Genomic DNA, 17,328 nt, shown 5'->3' with positions numbered 1-17,328 from the left:
GACGAGAGTGAGATACCTGCGATGATAGAAATGCCGCCGCTGCAGTTCGCCCAGACCAACGGCATTCGCATGGGCTATTACGAAGCCGGTCCCAAAACCGACAAGCCGCCGGTGATCCTGTGCCACGGCTGGCCGGAGATCGCGTTTTCCTGGCGTCACCAGATCAAGGCGCTGAGCGAAGCCGGCATCCGGGTGATCGCGCCGGATCAGCGCGGCTATGGCGCGACCGACCGGCCCGAACCCGTCGAAGACTACGACATCGAGCACCTCACCGGCGATCTCGTCGGCCTGCTCGACCATCTCAAGATCGACAAGGCAATCTTCGTCGGTCACGACTGGGGCGGCTTCATCGTCTGGCAGATGCCGCTGCGCCACATCGATCGCGTCGCCGGTGTGGTCGGGATCAATACGCCGCACACCAATCGTGCGCCGGCCGATCCGATCGAGCTGTTCCGGCAGCGCTTCGGCGAGCACATGTATATCGTGCAGTTCCAGGACCCGGCGCGCGAGCCGGACAAAATATTCGGCAGCCGTGTCGAGCAGACCTTTGATGCCTTCATGCGCAAGCCGGTGCCGCGCAGCGATACGGCGCCGGCGGAGCAGGTGGTCGCCGGCGTCGGAGCTTCACCGCGGCTCAATCTGGCATTTCCGCAAATGATTGCCGCCTACGACGCCAGGCATGACCCGCGGACGCCGATCCTGTCGCCGGAAGAGAAAAAGGTTTTCGTCGACACGTTCACAAAATCCGGCTTCACCGGCGGCATCAACTGGTACCGCAACATGTCGCGCAACTGGCAGCGCTCCGCCGGGATCGACCACACCGTGCGGGTGCCGTCGCTGATGATCATGGCCGAAAACGATCACGTGCTGCCGCCGTCCGCGGCCGACGGCATGGAGAAGATCATCCCCGATCTGGAGAAATATCTGGTCCGGGACAGCGGCCATTGGACGCAGCAGGAAAAACCGGACGAGGTCAGCGCCAAGCTGATCGAATGGCGTAGAAGGCGGTTTGGGTGACGAACGTGCACTGTCGTCATTGCGAGCGAAGCGACTCGAAACGTCATTCCGGGGCGATGCGAAGCATCGAACCCGGAATCTCGAGATTCCCCGATGTGCAGTGCACATCTGAGGTCTGGTCCTTCGGACCATCCCGGAATGACGAGTCGTGGATTGCTTCGTCGCAAGGGCTCCTCGCAATGACGGGGTAAGAGCAGGGCTCGTTGCTGGGATTAAGACTAGGCAGGAGACATTCAAGCGATGGCGTCCACGAACCGACTGAGCCCGATCCCACATCCGCCGACCAAACCGGTGGTCGGCAACATGCTGTCGCTGGATTCCTCCGCGCCGGTGCAGAATCTGGCGCGGCTTGCCAAGGAGCTGGGGCCGATCTTCTGGCTCGACATGATGGGCGCGCCGATCGTCATCGTTTCCGGCCACGCTCTGGTCAATGAGCTCAGCAACGAAAAACGCTTCGACAAGGCGGTGCGCGGACCCTTGCGCCGGGTGCGCGCGATCGGCGGCGACGGCCTGTTCACCGCCGACACCACGGAGCCGAACTGGAGCAAGGCCCACAACATCCTGGTGCAGCCGTTCGGCAACCGCGCCATGCAGTCCTACCACACCAGCATGGTCGATATCGCCGAACAGCTGGTGAAGAAGTGGGAGCGGCTGAACGCCGACGAGGAAATCGACGTCGTCCACGACATGACGGCGCTGACGCTCGACACCATCGGGCTGTGCGGCTTCGACTACCGGTTCAACTCGTTCTACCGGCGCGACTACCATCCGTTCGTGGCGTCGCTGGTGCGCTCGCTCGAGACCATCATGATGATCCGCGGCCTGCCGCTGGAAAATCTCTGGATGCAGAAGCGCCGGCGCGACCTCGCGGGCGACGTCGCCTTCATGAACAAGATGGTCGACGAAATCGTCGCGGAGCGCCGCAGCAACGCCGAGGCCGCCGAGGGTAAGAAGGACATGCTCGGCGCCATGATGACCGGCGTCGACCGCTCGACCGGCGAGCAGCTCGACGACGTCAACATCCGCTACCAGATCAACACCTTCCTGATCGCGGGGCATGAGACCACCAGCGGCCTGTTGTCTTGCGCGCTGTATGCACTGTTGAAGCATCCCGAGGTTCTGAAGAAGGCGTATGAGGAGGTCGACCGGGTGCTCGGGCCGGACGTTGACGCCAGGCCGACCTATCAGCAGGTGACGCAACTCACCTACATCACGCAAATATTGAAGGAAGCGCTGCGGCTGTGGCCGCCGGCGCCGGCCTATGGCATCTCGCCGCTCCAGGATGAGACCATCGGCGGCAAATACAAGCTGAAGAAGAACACTTTCATCACCGTGCTGGTGCTGGCGCTGCATCGCGATCCCAGCGTCTGGGGGCCGAATCCCGATGCCTTCGACCCGGAGAATTTCAGCCGCGAGGCCGAGGCGGCGCGTCCCGTCAACGCCTGGAAGCCGTTCGGCAACGGCCAGCGCGCCTGCATCGGCCGCGGCTTTGCCATGCATGAGGCGGCGCTCGCGATCGGCATGATCCTGCAGCGCTTCAAGCTGGTCGACCACCACCGCTACCAGATGCATCTGAAGGAAACGCTGACGATCAAGCCGGATGGTTTCAAGATCAAGGTTCGGCCGCGGACCGACAAGGAGCGCGGCGCCTTTGCCGGCCGCGCAACGACGACGATGGCGGCTTCGACCGCGGCGTCGCGGCCGACGCGGACGCGCCCGGGACACAACACGCCGCTCTTGGTGCTCTACGGATCGAACCTCGGCACTGCCGAGGAATTGGCGACCCGCGTCGCCGACCTCGCCGAGGTCAACGGGTTTGCGACCAAACTCGCGCCGCTCGACGAGTACGTGGGCAAGCTGCCGGAGCAGGGCGGCGTACTGATTTTCTGCGCCTCGTATAATGGCGCGCCGCCTGACAACGCCGCCCAGTTCGTCAAATGGCTGGGTAGTGATCTGCCGAAGGATGCCTTTGCAAAGCTGCGCTATGCGGTGTTCGGCTGCGGCAACAGCGACTGGTCCGCGACCTATCAGTCGATCCCGCGCCTGATCGACGAGCAACTGGCGGCCCACGGCGCGAAGCCCGTCTATGCGCGCGGCGAGGGCGACGCCCGCAGCGATCTCGACGGCGAATTCGAGGGCTGGTTTGCAAAACTCGCACCGGCGGCGATGAAGGAGTTCGGCGTCGATTCCAGTTTCAGCCGCGCCGACGACACCCCGCTATACGCGATCGAATCGGTGGCGCCGACCACGGTGAATGCGGTCGTGGCACTTGGCGGCGCCGCGCCGATGAAGGTGCTGGCCAACACCGAATTGCAGAACAAATCGGGCGCCAATCCATCCGACAGGTCGACCCGCCACATCGAGGTGGAGCTGCCTCCCGGCGTCAGCTACCGGGTCGGCGATCACTTGAGCGTGGTGCCGCGCAACGATCCGGGGCTGGTGGATTCCATCGCCCGCCGCTTCGGCTTTCTCCCTGCCGATCAGATCCGGCTACAGGTCGCGGAGGGCCGGCGCGCGCAGTTGCCGGTCGGCGACGTCGTGTCGGTCGGCCGGCTGTTGACCGATTTCGTCGAATTGCAGCAGGTCGCGACCCGCAAGCAGATCCAGATTATGGCCGAGCACACGCGCTGCCCGGTGACCAAGCCGAAATTGCTGGCCTATGTCGGCGACGACGACGGCGCCACCGAGCGCTATCGTTCCGACGTTCTCGGCAAGCGCAAATCGGTGTTCGACCTCCTGGAGGAACACCCGGCCTGTGAACTGCCGTTCCACGCCTATCTCGAAATGCTGTCGCTGCTGGCGCCGCGCTATTACTCGATCTCGTCGTCGCCGTCGGTCGATCCCGCGCGCTGCAGCGTCACCATCGGTGTGGTCGAAGGTCCAGCGAGTTCGGGGCGCGGCGTCTACAAGGGCATCTGCTCGAACTACCTCGCCAGCCGCCGGCCCGGCGAAACCGTTCACGCCACGGTGCGCGAGACCAAGGCCGGATTCCGGCTGCCCGACGATCCCAGTGTGCCGATCATCATGATCGGGCCGGGAACGGGGCTGGCGCCGTTCCGCGGCTTCCTGCAGGAGCGCGAGGCGCGCAAAGCCAAGGGCGCCAGCCTCGGCCCGGCGATGCTGTTTTTCGGCTGCCGGCATCCCGACCAGGACTTTCTCTACGCCGACGAGCTGAAGGCGTGCGCCGCTGCTGACATCACCGAGCTGCACACCGCCTTCTCGCGCGCCGACGGTCCGAAGACCTATGTGCAGCACCTGGTGGCGGCGCAGAAGGAACGCGTCTGGAGCTTGATCGAGCAGGGCGCGATCATCTACGTCTGCGGCGACGGCGGCAAGATGGAGCCGGACGTCAAGGCCGCGCTGGTGGCGATCTATCGCGAGCGCAAGGGCGTCGACGCCGATGCGGGGCTGCGCTGGATCGACGAGCTCGGCGCGAAGAATCGCTACGTGCTCGACGTCTGGGCGGGGGGATAGGTTCGGCGGGTGTAAGCGGCGCTTACGCCGCCCTCGCGGCCGCGCCATGGGCATGCTTGTCGATCGCGTCGATGATCTGCGGCCACATCGGGATCGGCAGCGCGTGGCCCATGCCCTCGATCATCAGGAGCCTGGCGCCGTGGATCGAGGCCGCAGTGTCCTTGCCGCCCTCGGGGCGCACCAGGGGATCGACGGTGCCGTGAATGACCAGCGTCGGCGCCTTCACCGCATGTAGCCGTTCCTTGCGGCTGCCGGAGGCCAGGATGGCGCGGAGCTGCCGGCCGACGCCGTTGGGATTGAGGCCGCGGGCGAAGGTGCGTTCGGCGCGTTCGAGGTCCTTGGCCTCGTCGAGCGGGAAGCTGCCGACGCGCAGCACCTTCCAGGTCTGGGCGAAGCGCTTGAGATATTCTTCCTTGGTGGTCGGGGGTGGCGCCATCAGCATCGCCGCGGCCTCGCGGGTCGGCGGTGGCACTTTCGGATTGCCGGTCGTCGACATGATCGATGTGAGCGACCCCACCCGGTGCGGAAACGAGATCGCGATTTCCTGGGCGATCATGCCGCCCATCGACGCGCCGACCAGGTGGGCCGACTTGATGCCGAGCGCATCCATTAGCCCGGTGGTGTCCTCGGCCATGTCGCGGAGCTTGTAGGGCGCCTGAACCGGTATCTTCAGGAACCGTAGCTTGAGCAGCTCGAGCGGGGTCAGGCGCTTGCCGCCCGACAGGTGGCTGGATTTGCCGATGTCGCGGTTGTCGAAGCGGATGACGCGGAATCCGCGGCTTGCAAGCTCACGGCAGAATTCGTCGTCCCACAGGATCATCTGGGCGCCCAGCCCCATGATCAGCAGCATCGGCTCGGCGCCGGCGTCGCCGAAACTCTCGTAGCAAATATCGATGCCGTTGGCCCGGGCGATCTGCGGCGGCTGGTGGGCGAGTGAAGTCACCTGCGTAATCCTCGAATGGCAATGCAATGGGGAACTCTATGGCATGGTTTTTCGCGCCGCAGAAGGCTCCGGTGCGGCAGAAGGACTTACAAATCAGCCTCGCGATGTTGACCGTGCTGTCGCAACAGTGTGGTATGGCCGAAAACAAGCGGGGCGCAAAAGCCCTCGTGATCATGCTGGAGGGCGCCAATGGCAGACAAGAGCAACGATCCGGTCGCGATCTGGCAGAACATGATCGGCGAGATGGAGAAGGGATTCAATTCCTTCGCCAACCAGGCGATGGCGTCGCCGGAATTTTCCAAGGTCGTCAATCAGGTCGGCGGGGTCACGGCGGGGGCGCAGAAGCAGCTCGGCGACCTCATGGAGAAATATCTCGTCAGCATGAACCTGCCGAGCCGGGCGCAGATGGTCAGCATGGCCGAGCGGCTGCAGTCGATCGAAGGCCAGCTCAACGAGATCAAGGCGCTCTTGCACCAGGTCCACAACAATTCCGGCGCGCCGGACAGCGGATATCCGGCGGCGCCCAGGCCGCCGCGCACCAAACGCCCGCCGTCATCAGGCGGAGAGCAGAAATGAACGCCAGTGCTGGCTTGAATGTCGCAGGCCTCGATCTGGCCTCGATCCCGGACCGGATACAGTCCGAGGTGCAGCGCGCGATCCAGCGCAGCATCAAGGGCGTCGAATATATTTCCTCCTCGGGGCCGTCGCTCGGCTCGACGCCGAAGGACATCCTGGCCGTCCGCGGCACCATGAACCTCTATCACTATCGCCCCGTCGCGGACGAGATTTACCGGGTGCCGATCCTGATCGTGATGGCGACCACCAACCGCGGCTACATCCTCGACATGGTGCCGGGCCAGAGCTTCATCGAGTTTCTCCTGAAGCGCGGCTACGACGTCTACATGCTGGACTGGAGCGCGCCGAAGCCGGAAGAGAAAAGCCTGCGGATGGAGGACTACGTCCTCGACTTCATTCCAGACTGCGTCCGCCGCGTGCAGCAGGATTCCGGCGAGACCGACGTCACCGTGATCGGCTATTGTTTCGGCGGCGTGCTGTCGCTGCTGTACGGGTCGATCTTCAACGAAGGGCCGATGAAGAACCTGATCTGCTTCACCACGCCGGTCGACTTCCGCGAGATGAAGCTGTTGCAGAATTTCTCCGACAAGCGCTATTTCGACGTCGACCGGCTGATCGACAGCGCCGGCAACGTTCCGCCCGAGATGATCCTGTCGTCATTCGAGATGCTGCGGCCGGCGTCGCGCGCCGCAAGCCAGGTGCAGTTGTGGGAAAACATCTGGAACGACGAATACGTCAAGTCGTACCGCATGTTCGACCGCTGGGCGACCGATACGCTGCCGCTGGCCGGCGAATATTTCCGTACCATCACCAGGGACCTGATGTGGGACAACAAGCTCTACAACGACGCGATGTCGGTCGGCGGGCGAAAGGCGGATATTTCGAAAATCAAGGTGCCGATCCTGCACGCGGTCGCCGAGCACGATCACATCGTGCCCTATGACGCGGCCAAGCCCCTGATTCAGAAGATCGGCTCGACCGACAAGGAAGAGGTGATCCTGAAGGGCGGCCATGTCAGCCTGGTCGCCGGCGCCAACGCCATCAAGCGGCTGTGGCCGAAACTCGATTCATGGTTATGCGAGAGATCGATATGAGCAGCGATATCAGAACCTATCCGCGCCGCGTGCAGACCGAGGCCGGCGAGATCGAATTCCGCCTGATGGCGCAGGCCGACGAAGCCGCCGTGCTCGACTTTGCGCAGAAGCTGCCGGTGCACGATCTGTTGTTCCTGCCACGCAACATCAGCGAGCCCAAGGTGCTAAGTGCCTGGATCAAGGAGATCGAGCGCGGCGCCATCACCAGCATCCTGGCGGTGAAGGCGGGCAGGGTGGTCGGATGCGGCACCCTGGTGCGCGATCCCTGGTCGTGGTCGCCGCATGTCGGCGAAATCCGCAACGTGGTCTCCTCGGACGTGCGCGGCCGGGGAGTGGGCCGGGCGCTGTCGCAGGAAACCTTTGCGCTGGCGCTGAGCGCCGGCCTGGAGAAGCTGGTGGTGCAGATGACGGTCGACCAGTCCGGCGCCATCGCCATCTTCGAGGGCCTGGGCTTCAAGGCCGAGGCGCTGCTGCGCGACCATGTGAAGGACAAGGATGGCAAGACCCACGACATCGTGGTGCTCGGCCACAACGTTGCCCAGGTCCGGGCCCAGCTGGAGGCCTACGGGCTGCCGGCGGCCGTGCAGCACTAAATACCGCCGGCGAGCCGCTTTGCCGGGCAAGCGCTCCTATCACGAATTCGCGATATCGCACTGCAACATTGATGTTGCGGCGCACCATTAACCGTGTCATACAGACTTTGCCCCGGGCCAAATCCGGACGGGGTGAGCCCATAGCTCAAACCCTGAGGATGGAGAAACCCCATGACCATCGAAACCAATTCCGTGCTGAACACCGTCAAGGAAGCCTTCGCGCCCGTCACCGAGGCGTTCACCAAGCTCCAGAACATGGAAGTTCCGGAAGCCGCCCGTGAGTTCGTGAAGAAGCAGACCGAGACCGCCAAGGAGCGCGCCGCCGACCTTCATGCCGGCTCCGAGAAGGTGACCGCCGCGATCGAGACCGCCGTTGCCGGTTCGGTCTCCGAGGCCGCCAAGATCAGCCGCAACATTCAGGACGCGATCTACCAGGACGCCCAGGAGTTCTTCGCCGGCATCGACAAGCTGGCTTCCGCCAAGTCGCTCAACGAGGCGGTGCAGATCCAGTCCGACATGGTCCGTGCGCGCGGCGAAGTGCTGGTGTCGCGGGCGAAGGCCTCGACCGAATATCTCGGCAAGCTCGTCGCCGACGGCGCCAAGACCGCCCAGGACAACTTCGCCAAGGTCTACAACAAGACCGCCTGATCGCGATCGCGTCAGTAGCGTCAGTTCGAAGGCCCGCTTAGGCGGGCCTTCTTTTTGACGGGCATGTCAATAGATCATCATTGCATCCTCCGTCATTGCGAGGAGCGTTAGCGACGAAGCAATCCAGTTTTCCTTGCTCGGCGAGATGGATTGCTTCGCTTCGCTCGCAATGACGGATGCTGCTATCATCGGGCCCCGACACGCGAAAGCCGCCATGACCGTCCCGGTCACCTTTTCTTTCGACGCTCCCGGCGACGCCGCACGCGCGGCCGAGCTGCGGCGTGTCAAGGCGCTGGCGACGCTGGTGCTGGCGGCCACGCTGGCGCTGTTCATTACGGCGAAGTCGCTGCTGCATGTGCATCCGGTCTTTGGCTTCGTCGCCGCGTTCGCGGAGGCCGCCACCATCGGCGGCCTCGCCGACTGGTACGCGGTGGTGGCGTTGTTCAAGAGGCCGCTGGGACTGCCGATCCCGCACACCGCGATCATCCAGAGCAACCAGCACCGCATCGCCGACAAGCTCGGCGAATTCATCGAGGTGCACTTCCTCGAAGCAGCCCCCGTGGAAGCCAAGCTGCGCCAGATCGATTTCGGCTCGTTCATCGCCGACTGGCTGCGCGACCGCAAGCGCAGCGACGATCTCGCCCGCTTTGCGCTGCGGCTGCTGCCGGAAGCGGTGTCGGCGACGGAGACCTCGGGCCTGATGACATTCATCACCCGGCGCATCACCACCCAGTTGCAGGGGATCGATCTGGCGCCGCTCGCCGCCGGCACGCTGCGCGGCTTCGTGCAGGAGGGCAGGCACCAGGGCCTGCTCGATGACATCCTGCGCGTGGTGCATCAGTCGCTGACCCAGCCGGAAACCATGGCCGTGATCCGCGAGAAGATCCGCGACGAATTGCCGACGCTGCTGAAGCTCTACCGCGCCGACAGGTTCCTGGTGAAGCGAATCGTGGCGTCCGCGACCACGTTTTTCGAGGAAGTGCGCAACGATCCGCAGCATCCGTTCCGCGGCGAATTCAATCACATGCTGCTGTCGTTCGTCGACCGGCTCGGCAGCGACAAGGCCTTTGCCGATCGCCTCGACGGATTGAAGCGCGACCTCCTGGCGCGCCCCGAACTCGGCGACCTCGCGCGCAACATCTGGTTGAACGCGCGATCCTTCATCGAGCGCAGCGCCAGCGGTGAAACCCAGGTGCTGCAGCAGCATCTTGCCGGAATGTTCGTGAAAGCAGGCGAGGCGCTCGCAGCCGATGCCGAGCTGCGCGCCGAGATCAACCAGGGTCTCGTCGCCGTGCTCAGGAGTTTCATCGCCGATCAGAAGAGCGGGGTGTCGAGCTTCATCTCCGATCAGGTCAAGGCCTGGGACATGGGGCAGCTGATTGCGCTGATCGAAATCAACATCGGCAAGGACCTGCAATACATCCGCTTCAACGGCGCGCTGATCGGCGGGCTTGCCGGACTCGGGCTCTACACCGTGGAATTACTGCTTCGCCTGCTGTGACTTTTTGATCACGGCGCCCGTATTAAGTGCGTCGACCCATTGTCCCATCGGCAGGCAGCCGCTTGAATGAAGGAATCGGTGCCATAGCTTCCTTCAAGGGATTGCTGCACTGCGGAACGATTGTGCGTGAGCCGCGTTTTCAATTGACCGATTGGGTCGATTCCGGCCCTGAAGAGGAAACCTGATGTCCGCCACTGCCCAGACGCTGCGCCCGCCGTCCAGAACCCTGATGTTTCTGGAAGGGCGCGCCCTCCATGAGTTCGGTGCGTTTCTCGGCGCATTGCCGCTGCTCAGCCTCGCGCCGAAGGGCGACGGCCATCCGGTGCTGGTGTTGCCCGGCCTGGTCGCCTCGGACACCTCGACGCGGCCCTTGCGCAGCTTCCTGAAGAACCGTGGCTATGCCGTCAGCGGCTGGCGGCAAGGCCGCAATCTCGGCCTGCGCCATGGCGTGCAGCACGCGATGGTCGACCTGGTGCATGAACTGAACGATGCCCACGGCCGCAAGATCAGCCTGGTCGGCTGGAGCCTCGGCGGTCTCTATGCGCGCCAGCTGGCCAAGATGATGCCCGATCGCGTGCGCTCGGTGATCACGCTCGGCAGCCCGTTCGCGGGCAGCCCGAAGGCGACCAACGCCTGGCGGGTCTACGAGATGGCAAGCGGCCGCAGCGCCGAGGAAGAGGATCACCGCTTCGGCGGGGCGCTTTCCGAAACGCCGCCGGTGCCGACCACCGCGATCTTCAGCCGTACCGACGGCATCTGCGCGTGGCAGGGCTGCATGGAAAAGACCTCCGCGACCTCCGAAAGCATCGAGGTCGAAAGCAGCCATTGCGGCATGGGCCATCATCCCGCGGTGGTCTACGCCGTGGCCGATCGTCTGGCCCAGCCCGAAGGCACATGGGCGCCGTTCGACCGCAACGGCTGGCGCAGCCTCGTTTACCCCGATCCGCACCGCTAGAATCGGCGCAAGCGCGAGTGTTTTTCGTCATGGCCGGGCTTGTCCCGGCCATCTACGTCTTTCTTGATTTGATGAAGCCGGGACAAGCCCGGCCATGACGAGCATTGCCAATTTACGCTGTCCCGTAGGCCGCAGATTGACTCAGTCCTATTGACCCTCGTGAGGGAGCGTGGCACCGCCACGCGTCTCGAACCATGAGAGTCCGGGTCGTGAGCGTTGTCGCCACTCCATAAATCGCGCTATGCATCACGCATGCCGCAGCCGCTTGCCCGCATCATCTCTCAGCTCAAGCGCGAACCGTCGCGCACGGGCTCCATCGTCATCACGGTGTTCGGCGATGCCATCGTGCCGCGCGGCGGATCGGTTTGGCTCGGCACGCTGCTGAAATTCTTCGAGGTGCTCGACATCGACAGCGGCGTGGTGCGCACCGCGATGTCGCGGCTCGCCGCCGACGGCTGGCTCGAGCGCCACAAGGTCGGCCGCAACAGCTTTTATCGGCTGGCGCGAAAAGGGCGTCAGACCTTCGACGCCGCGACCCGGCATATCTACGATCCGCAGCCATCCAACTGGACCGGACGCTTCGAGCTGCTCTTGATCGGCAACGGCGAGGATCGCGACGCCTCGCGCGAGGCGCTGAAGAATGCCGGCTTCGGCAGCCCGCTGCCGGGCGTATGGGTCGCGCCGTCGGGCGTTCCCGTTCCGGAGGAAGCCGCAACCGCGATCCGCCTGGAAGTGTCCGCCGAGGATGACAGCGGCCGCCGCCTGCTGAGCGAGAGCTGGCCGCTTGATCGCACCGCCGACGCCTATCTGAAGTTCATCAAGACCTTCGAGCCGCTGCGGAACTGGGCCGGCCGCCGCGAGGCCCTCGCGGAGGCTGACGCCTTCACCGCGCGGATCCTGCTGATCCATCATTACCGGCGGGTGGTGCTGCGCGACCCGCTCTTGCCGACGGCGTTGCTCCCTGCGGACTGGCCGGGCCGGGCCGCCCGAAAGCTCTGCGGCGAGATCTATCGGGGGGTGCTTCCCGCGTCCGAACAATGGCTTGAGCGGAACGGAACCTGCGAGACCGGACCGCTGCCCGGCGCCGGCAAGGATCTGGCGCGCCGCTTTACCGACGTGTAATTATGTTACAAGAATTGCTTGAGTTCCGCATATTCTGATATATGTTAAGTATCTTCCGGGAGACGGCCATGTACACGCAGGCGCTCAACACGTCCGACGCTGATGACCGCAATATCGAGGACGCCGCGCACGCGGCGGCGTTTCAGGCGCGCATCGATGCCGAGGAGCGCATCGAGCCGAACGACTGGATGCCGGCGGCCTATCGCAAGACGCTGACGCGGCAGATTTCCCAACACGCCCATTCCGAAATCGTCGGCATGCTGCCGGAAGGCAACTGGATCACGCGCGCGCCGTCGCTGCGCCGCAAGGCAGCCCTGCTCGCCAAGGTGCAGGACGAATGCGGCCACGGGCTCTATCTCTATGCCGCGGCGGAGACGTTAGGGGCCTCGCGCGAGGAACTGGTCGATCAGATGCTGGCCGGCAAGGCCAAATATTCCTCGATCTTCAACTATCCGACCCTGACCTGGGCCGACATCGGCGTGATCGGCTGGCTGGTCGATGGCGCGGCGATCATGAACCAGATCCCGCTGTGCCGCTGCTCCTACGGTCCCTATGCGCGCGCGATGATCCGCGTCTGCAAGGAGGAATCCTTTCACCAGCGGCAGGGTTACGAAATCATGCTGACGCTGGCGCGCGGCTCCGAGGAGCAGAAGACGATGGCGCAGGACGCGCTGAACCGCTGGTGGTGGCCGGTGCTGATGATGTTCGGGCCGCCCGACCAGGTGAGCCAGCACAGCGACACCTCGACCAGATGGAAGATCAAGCGCTTCTCCAATGACGAGCTGCGCCAGAAATTCGTCGATGCCACCGTGCCGCAGGCGCAGTATCTCGGCCTGACAATTCCCGATCCCGGCATGAAGCAGAACCCGGCGACCGGGCACTGGGAATACAGTGCGATCGACTGGGAAGAATTCAAGCAGGTGCTGGCTGGCAACGGCCCTTGCAACCGCGACCGGATGGCGGCGCGGCGCAAGGCGCATGACGACGGCGCCTGGGTCCGCGAGGCGGCCCAGGCCTATGCCGAGAAACGCAAGCGCCGGCAAGTCGCGCAAGCCGCCGAATAGAGTTGAGGGAGATCGTCATGTCCACGCCGAATACCCCGCTGTGGGAAGTCTTCATTCGCAGCCGCAATGGGCTCGCGCACAAGCATGTCGGCTCGCTGCATGCCTCCGACGCCACGATGGCGGTACAGGCCGCGCGCGACCTCTACACCCGCCGCGGCGAGGGGCTGTCGATCTGGGTGGTGCCGTCGAGCGCGATCACCGCGTCCGATCCGGCCGACAAGGCCATGATGTTCGAGCCGGCGGAATCCAAGATCTACCGCCATCCGACGTTTTACGAGGTGCCCGAGGAAGTCGGGCACATGTGACTTTCGATCCTCATGGTGAGGCGCGTTTTTCGGATTTTGAAGCCGTCATTGCGAGCCAACGGGTCGCGCGAAAGCGCGCCCGATGGCAGGCTCCGCGAAGCAATCCATAGCCCAAGAAAGACTGGATTGCTTCGTCGCTTCGCTCCTCGCAATGACGACAATACTGTCAGCGCAAGCAGGTTAGACAATATGGCAACCGCTTCTATCCAGGTCTCCGAAACCCCGCTGGTGCTGTACACGCTGCGCCGTGCCGACGATGCGCTGATTCTCGGGCACCGGCTGTCGGAATGGTGCGGCCATGCGCCGATCCTCGAGGAGGATATGGCGCTCGCCAATATGGCTCTCGATCTGCTCGGTCAGGCCCGCGAACTCTATTCCTACGCGGCCGAGGTCGAAGGCAAGGGTAACGACGAAGACAAGCTGGCCTACCTGCGCGACGTCAGGCAGTACCGCAATCTGCTGCTGCTGGAGCAGCCGAACGGCGATTTCGCGCGCACCATGGTGCGGCAGCTTTTCTACTCGGCCTTCGCCGACCTCTATTGGCGCGCGATGATGAAGTCGAGCGACGCCACGCTGGCGGCGATCGCGGCAAAGTCCGAGAAGGAAAGCGCCTATCATCTGCGGCATTCGTCGGAATGGATCGTTCGGCTCGGCGACGGCACCGAGGAGAGCCACGCCCGCGCGCAAACCGCCGTCGACGATCTCTGGGCCTTCACCGGCGAAATGTTCGAGGTGGATGCCGGCGAGCGTGCCCTGTTCGATGCCGGCATTGCCGTCGATCCCGCGGGCTTGCGTTCGCAATGGCTCGACACGGTCTCCGGAGTCGTGGGCGAGGCGACGCTGGTTCTGCCCAGCAACGACTGGATGCAGCAGGGCGGCCGCGATGGCCGGCACAGCGAGCATCTCGGGCATTTGCTCAGCGAGCTGCAATCGATGCAGCGGACCTTTCCGGGGGTCGCATGGTGAGCACTGTATTCAGCGATGCCGGGTTGCGGCAACACGCGTGGGATACCGCGGCGACCGTGGTCGATCCCGAAATTCCCGTGCTGACCATCGCCGATCTCGGCGTGCTCCGCGACGTCGCGATCAACGATGGCCAGGTCGAAGTCGCGATCACGCTGACCTATTCCGGCTGCCCCGCGATGAACATGATCACGCTCGAAATCGAGATGGCGCTGGAACGCGAAGGTTTCCGCAATTCGAAAGTGCGCACCGTGCTGTCGCCGGCCTGGACCACCGACTGGATGAGCGAGGACGGCCGCCGCAAGCTCAGGGAGTATGGCATCGCGCCGCCGCAAGCCGCAGGCTCCCGCCGCGCGCTGTTCGGGGTGCAGCAGGTGGCGTGCCCGCAATGCGGCTCCGCAAATACCGAAGTGCTGTCCGAATTCGGCTCGACCTCCTGCAAGGCGCTGTGGCGCTGCAAGAGCTGCCGTGAACCGTTCGACTATTTCAAATGTCACTGATCGTTGAGGCGTCATTGTCCCACGCACCCCGTTTTCACCGTCTCGCCGTCGACGATCTGCGCCGTGAATCGCCGGATGCGGTGTCGCTGACCTTTGCGATTCCGAAGGAGCTCGCCGGCGATTACAGCTTTTCACCGGGCCAGTATCTGACCTTGCGCACGACGATGGACGGCGAGGAGGTGCGCCGCTCCTATTCGATCTGCTCGGGGCCCGACGACGGCGAACTGCGCATCGCGGTGAAGAAGGTCGACGGCGGCGCGTTCTCGAGTTGGGCCGCCGACGAATTGAAGGCCGGTGACGAGCTCGATGTCATGACCCCGACCGGCCGCTTCGGCGTGGCGCCGGCGCCCGGCGAGGCACGGGTCTATGTCGGCTTCGCCGCCGGCTCCGGCATCACGCCGATCCTCTCCATCGTCAAGGGCGTGCTGGCGCGCGAACCGGACAGCCGCTTCTTTCTGTTCTACGGCAACCGCTCGACATCAGGCATGTTGTTTCGCGAGGCGCTGGAGGAGCTGAAAGATCGCTATCTGCAGCGGCTATCGGTGTTCCATGTGATCTCGGGCGAAGAGCAGGACATCCCGATCCTGCACGGCCGGCTCGACGGCGACAAGGTGAGGGTGCTGCTGCGTTCGCTGGTCCCGGCGGCGTCGGTCGATCACGTCTTCATCTGCGGTCCCACCGGCATGAGCGAGGATGTCGAGGCGACCTGCCGCGACATCGGCATTTCAGCCGACCGCATCCACGTCGAGCGTTTCGTCTCCGGACTCGGCGGCAAGCCGCGTCCCAAGACGGTGGTGCCGGCGAGCGCGCCGCCGAAGGCCCATGCTGCACTCATCATCGACGGCAAGCGCCGCGAGGTGCCGGTCGCCGAAGGCGAGGCCATTCTCGACGCCGCCTTGCGCGGCGGCGTGGACCTGCCGTTCGCCTGCAAGGGCGGCATGTGCTCGACCTGCCGCGCCAAGCTGGTCGAGGGCAAGGCCGAGATGGCAGTGAATTACTCGCTGGAGCCGTGGGAGCTCGAGGCAGGGTTCATCCTCACCTGCCAGGCGCGGCCGACCACGGACAAGGTCGTGGTGGATTACGATCACGTTTAGCGTGTGCTCATCCCCGTCATTCCGGGGCGCGCGTTAGCGCGAACCCGGAATCCGGAAGTTATTGCCGCGAGATTCCGGATTCAGCCCTGCGGGCTGCCCCGGAATGACGGCGGTGGGTGGACTAATCCTTCGGCCGCTTGTCGAACACGCGCCTGGCCTTGCCGAGCGAGCGCTCCAGCGTCTCCGGCGGCACGGCGCGGATCCGGGCGGTGATGCCGATGGTGTTCTTGATATAGGCGGTGACGCGCTCGGTGTGCTCGACCAGCCCGCTCTCGTCCCAGAGTTCCGGCCGCGCCTCCGCCACCACCGTCATCTCGTCCATGCGTCCTTCGCGGGTCAGTTCGATGATGAAGTGGCCGCCGCACCAGTCGGTGCCGAGCAGCACTTCCTCGATCTGGGTCGGGAACACATTGACGCCGCGCAGGATGATCATGTCGTCGGAGCGCCCGGTGACCTTCTCCATCCGCCGCATGCCCGGCCGCGCCGTGCCCGGCAGCAGCCGGGTCAGGTCACGGGTGCGATAGCGGATGATCGGGAACGCTTGCTTGGTCAGCGAAGTGAAAACCAGTTCGCCCTTTTCGCCGTCGGGCAATACCGCGCCGGTCTCCGGGTCGATCACTTCCGGGTAGAAATGATCCTCCCAGATGTGCAGGCCGTCCTTGGTCTCGATGCATTCCTGCGCCACGCCGGGGCCGATCACCTCGGACAGTCCGTAGATGTCGGTGGCATCCATGTCGAACGACTGCTCGATCTCGGTGCGCATCGCATTGGTCCAGGGCTCGGCACCGAAAATCCCGATCTTCAGGGATGACTTGCGCGGGTCGAGTCCCTGGCGCTTGAACTCGTCCAGGATCGCAAGCATGTAGCTCGGCGTCACCGTGATGATGTCGGGCCGGAAATCGTTGATCAGCTGCACCTGCCGTTCGGTCATGCCGCCGGACACCGGCACCACGGTACAGCCGAGTTTTTCCGCGCCGTAGTGCACGCCAAGGCCGCCGGTGAACAGGCCATAGCCATAGGCGTTGTGGATGATCATGCCGCTGCGGCCGCCCGCGGCGCGGATCGAGCGCGCCATCACGTCCGCCCACATGTCGATGTCGGCCTGGGTATAGCCGACTACGATCGGCTTGCCCGTGGTGCCGGATGAGGCGTGGACGCGGACCAGTTTCTCGCGCGGTACCGCAAACATGTTGAACGGGTAATTGTCGCGCAGGTCGGTCTTCACCGTGAACGGGAAATTCTTCAAGTCCGACAATTGCCGGAAATCGGCCGGCTTCACCCCGGCCTCGTCGAAGGCGCGTCTGTAATGCGCGACATTATCGTAGGCATGCGCCAGCGACCACGCCATGCGCCCGGTCTGCAGCGCGGTGATCTCGTCGCGCGATGCCCGCTCGGCCTGGTCCAGCTCGGCGCTATAACTTCCCCTGGATTGAAGGTTCGTCGAAGCCATCGAATTGTTCCTGGGAGTTGTGCCTGGCA

General features: G+C 64.3%; 16 protein-coding genes. 14 read left to right on the top strand and 2 right to left on the bottom strand.

Annotated features, from left to right (window positions below; translation table 11 throughout):
- Nucleotides 1–21: 21 nt before the first annotated feature.
- Together KMZ29_RS19165 and KMZ29_RS19160 are read left to right on the top strand one after the other, a co-directional pair.
- Complete coding sequence (locus KMZ29_RS19165; protein ID WP_215620690.1) at nucleotides 22–1,017, top strand: alpha/beta fold hydrolase; 996 nt, start codon at nucleotides 22–24, stop codon at nucleotides 1,015–1,017.
- A 240-nt stretch (nucleotides 1,018–1,257) separates the two neighbouring features.
- Nucleotides 1,258–4,491 carry a bifunctional cytochrome P450/NADPH--P450 reductase gene (locus tag KMZ29_RS19160; protein WP_215620689.1) on the top strand — a complete coding sequence of 1,078 codons (3,234 nt, stop codon included), beginning with the start codon at nucleotides 1,258–1,260 and terminating at the stop codon, nucleotides 4,489–4,491.
- Nucleotides 4,492–4,513: 22 nt separating this feature from the next.
- Here KMZ29_RS19160 and KMZ29_RS19155 read toward each other — a convergent pair whose 3' ends face one another.
- A complete protein-coding gene (locus KMZ29_RS19155) occupies nucleotides 4,514–5,434 on the bottom strand; it encodes an alpha/beta fold hydrolase (protein WP_215620688.1) in 921 nt (306 codons plus the stop codon).
- A gap of 189 nt (nucleotides 5,435–5,623) precedes the next feature.
- Here KMZ29_RS19155 and KMZ29_RS19150 point away from each other — a divergent pair, with 189 nt between their 5' ends.
- The 12 genes from KMZ29_RS19150 to paaE all read left to right on the top strand — a co-directional run bounded on the left by KMZ29_RS19150 (nucleotide 5,624) and on the right by paaE (nucleotide 15,849).
- Nucleotides 5,624–6,010: a hypothetical protein gene (locus KMZ29_RS19150; RefSeq protein ID WP_215620687.1), complete on the top strand. Its 387-nt coding sequence runs from the start codon at nucleotides 5,624–5,626 to the stop codon at nucleotides 6,008–6,010.
- Complete coding sequence (locus KMZ29_RS19145) at nucleotides 6,007–7,104, top strand: alpha/beta fold hydrolase (RefSeq protein ID WP_215620686.1); 1,098 nt, start codon at nucleotides 6,007–6,009, stop codon at nucleotides 7,102–7,104. The genes KMZ29_RS19150 and KMZ29_RS19145 overlap by 4 nt, the downstream gene beginning before the upstream one ends.
- On the top strand, nucleotides 7,101–7,697 hold the full coding sequence (locus KMZ29_RS19140; RefSeq protein ID WP_215620685.1) for a GNAT family N-acetyltransferase: 597 nt from the start codon (nucleotides 7,101–7,103) through the stop codon (nucleotides 7,695–7,697). The genes KMZ29_RS19145 and KMZ29_RS19140 overlap by 4 nt, the downstream gene beginning before the upstream one ends.
- Nucleotides 7,698–7,868: 171 nt before the next feature.
- Complete coding sequence (locus tag KMZ29_RS19135) at nucleotides 7,869–8,345, top strand: phasin (RefSeq protein ID WP_215620684.1); 477 nt, start codon at nucleotides 7,869–7,871, stop codon at nucleotides 8,343–8,345.
- A gap of 214 nt (nucleotides 8,346–8,559) precedes the next feature.
- Nucleotides 8,560–9,846, top strand: a complete 1,287-nt coding sequence (locus KMZ29_RS19130) for a DUF445 domain-containing protein (protein WP_215620683.1) — start codon at nucleotides 8,560–8,562, stop codon at nucleotides 9,844–9,846.
- A 184-nt stretch (nucleotides 9,847–10,030) separates the two neighbouring features.
- Nucleotides 10,031–10,801: an esterase/lipase family protein gene (locus tag KMZ29_RS19125; protein WP_215620682.1), complete on the top strand. Its 771-nt coding sequence runs from the start codon at nucleotides 10,031–10,033 to the stop codon at nucleotides 10,799–10,801.
- A 252-nt stretch (nucleotides 10,802–11,053) separates the two neighbouring features.
- Entirely contained in the window at nucleotides 11,054–11,923 is an 870-nt protein-coding gene (paaX, locus tag KMZ29_RS19120; protein ID WP_215620681.1) for a phenylacetic acid degradation operon negative regulatory protein PaaX, read from the top strand.
- Between the two features lie 68 nt (nucleotides 11,924–11,991).
- On the top strand, nucleotides 11,992–12,987 hold the full coding sequence (gene paaA, locus KMZ29_RS19115; RefSeq protein WP_215620680.1) for a 1,2-phenylacetyl-CoA epoxidase subunit PaaA: 996 nt from the start codon (nucleotides 11,992–11,994) through the stop codon (nucleotides 12,985–12,987).
- Between the two features lie 17 nt (nucleotides 12,988–13,004).
- Nucleotides 13,005–13,292, top strand: coding sequence for a 1,2-phenylacetyl-CoA epoxidase subunit PaaB (gene paaB, locus KMZ29_RS19110; protein ID WP_215602761.1), 288 nt, complete (start codon nucleotides 13,005–13,007; stop codon nucleotides 13,290–13,292).
- Between the two features lie 189 nt (nucleotides 13,293–13,481).
- Nucleotides 13,482–14,258, top strand: a complete 777-nt coding sequence (paaC, locus tag KMZ29_RS19105) for a 1,2-phenylacetyl-CoA epoxidase subunit PaaC (protein WP_215620679.1) — start codon at nucleotides 13,482–13,484, stop codon at nucleotides 14,256–14,258.
- Nucleotides 14,252–14,755, top strand: a complete 504-nt coding sequence (gene paaD / locus KMZ29_RS19100) for a 1,2-phenylacetyl-CoA epoxidase subunit PaaD (RefSeq protein ID WP_215620678.1) — start codon at nucleotides 14,252–14,254, stop codon at nucleotides 14,753–14,755. The genes paaC and paaD overlap by 7 nt, the downstream gene beginning before the upstream one ends.
- Nucleotides 14,746–15,849, top strand: coding sequence for a 1,2-phenylacetyl-CoA epoxidase subunit PaaE (gene paaE, locus KMZ29_RS19095; RefSeq protein WP_215620677.1), 1,104 nt, complete (start codon nucleotides 14,746–14,748; stop codon nucleotides 15,847–15,849). The genes paaD and paaE overlap by 10 nt, the downstream gene beginning before the upstream one ends.
- Nucleotides 15,850–15,970: 121 nt before the next feature.
- Here the strand turns inward: paaE and paaK are convergent, their stop codons facing one another.
- Nucleotides 15,971–17,299, bottom strand: a complete 1,329-nt coding sequence (gene paaK, locus KMZ29_RS19090; RefSeq protein ID WP_215620676.1) for a phenylacetate--CoA ligase PaaK — start codon at nucleotides 17,297–17,299, stop codon at nucleotides 15,971–15,973.
- Nucleotides 17,300–17,328: the final 29 nt, after the last annotated feature.

This window comes from Bradyrhizobium sediminis, assembly GCF_018736085.1.
Lineage (GTDB): Bacteria > Pseudomonadota > Alphaproteobacteria > Rhizobiales > Xanthobacteraceae > Bradyrhizobium > Bradyrhizobium sediminis.
Note: the sequence above shows the minus strand (reverse complement) of the source record. Positions and strands in the feature narration are given on the sequence as shown.

Excerpts from the sequence above, each read along its gene's own strand:
- KMZ29_RS19165 (WP_215620690.1), top strand. The coding sequence starts at position 22 with ATGATAGAAATGCCGCCGCTGCAGTTCGCCCAGACCAACGGCATTCGC.
- KMZ29_RS19160 (WP_215620689.1), top strand. The coding sequence starts at position 1,258 with ATGGCGTCCACGAACCGACTGAGCCCGATCCCACATCCGCCGACCAAA.
- KMZ29_RS19150 (WP_215620687.1), top strand. The coding sequence starts at position 5,624 with ATGGCAGACAAGAGCAACGATCCGGTCGCGATCTGGCAGAACATGATC.
- KMZ29_RS19145 (WP_215620686.1), top strand. The coding sequence starts at position 6,007 with ATGAACGCCAGTGCTGGCTTGAATGTCGCAGGCCTCGATCTGGCCTCG.
- KMZ29_RS19140 (WP_215620685.1), top strand. The coding sequence starts at position 7,101 with ATGAGCAGCGATATCAGAACCTATCCGCGCCGCGTGCAGACCGAGGCC.
- KMZ29_RS19135 (WP_215620684.1), top strand. The coding sequence starts at position 7,869 with ATGACCATCGAAACCAATTCCGTGCTGAACACCGTCAAGGAAGCCTTC.
- KMZ29_RS19130 (WP_215620683.1), top strand. The coding sequence starts at position 8,560 with ATGACCGTCCCGGTCACCTTTTCTTTCGACGCTCCCGGCGACGCCGCA.
- KMZ29_RS19125 (WP_215620682.1), top strand. The coding sequence starts at position 10,031 with ATGTCCGCCACTGCCCAGACGCTGCGCCCGCCGTCCAGAACCCTGATG.
- paaX (WP_215620681.1), top strand. The coding sequence starts at position 11,054 with ATGCCGCAGCCGCTTGCCCGCATCATCTCTCAGCTCAAGCGCGAACCG.
- paaA (WP_215620680.1), top strand. The coding sequence starts at position 11,992 with ATGTACACGCAGGCGCTCAACACGTCCGACGCTGATGACCGCAATATC.
- paaB (WP_215602761.1), top strand. The coding sequence starts at position 13,005 with ATGTCCACGCCGAATACCCCGCTGTGGGAAGTCTTCATTCGCAGCCGC.
- paaC (WP_215620679.1), top strand. The coding sequence starts at position 13,482 with ATGGCAACCGCTTCTATCCAGGTCTCCGAAACCCCGCTGGTGCTGTAC.
- paaD (WP_215620678.1), top strand. The coding sequence starts at position 14,252 with ATGGTGAGCACTGTATTCAGCGATGCCGGGTTGCGGCAACACGCGTGG.
- paaE (WP_215620677.1), top strand. The coding sequence starts at position 14,746 with ATGTCACTGATCGTTGAGGCGTCATTGTCCCACGCACCCCGTTTTCAC.
- paaK (WP_215620676.1), bottom strand. The coding sequence starts at position 17,299 with ATGGCTTCGACGAACCTTCAATCCAGGGGAAGTTATAGCGCCGAGCTG.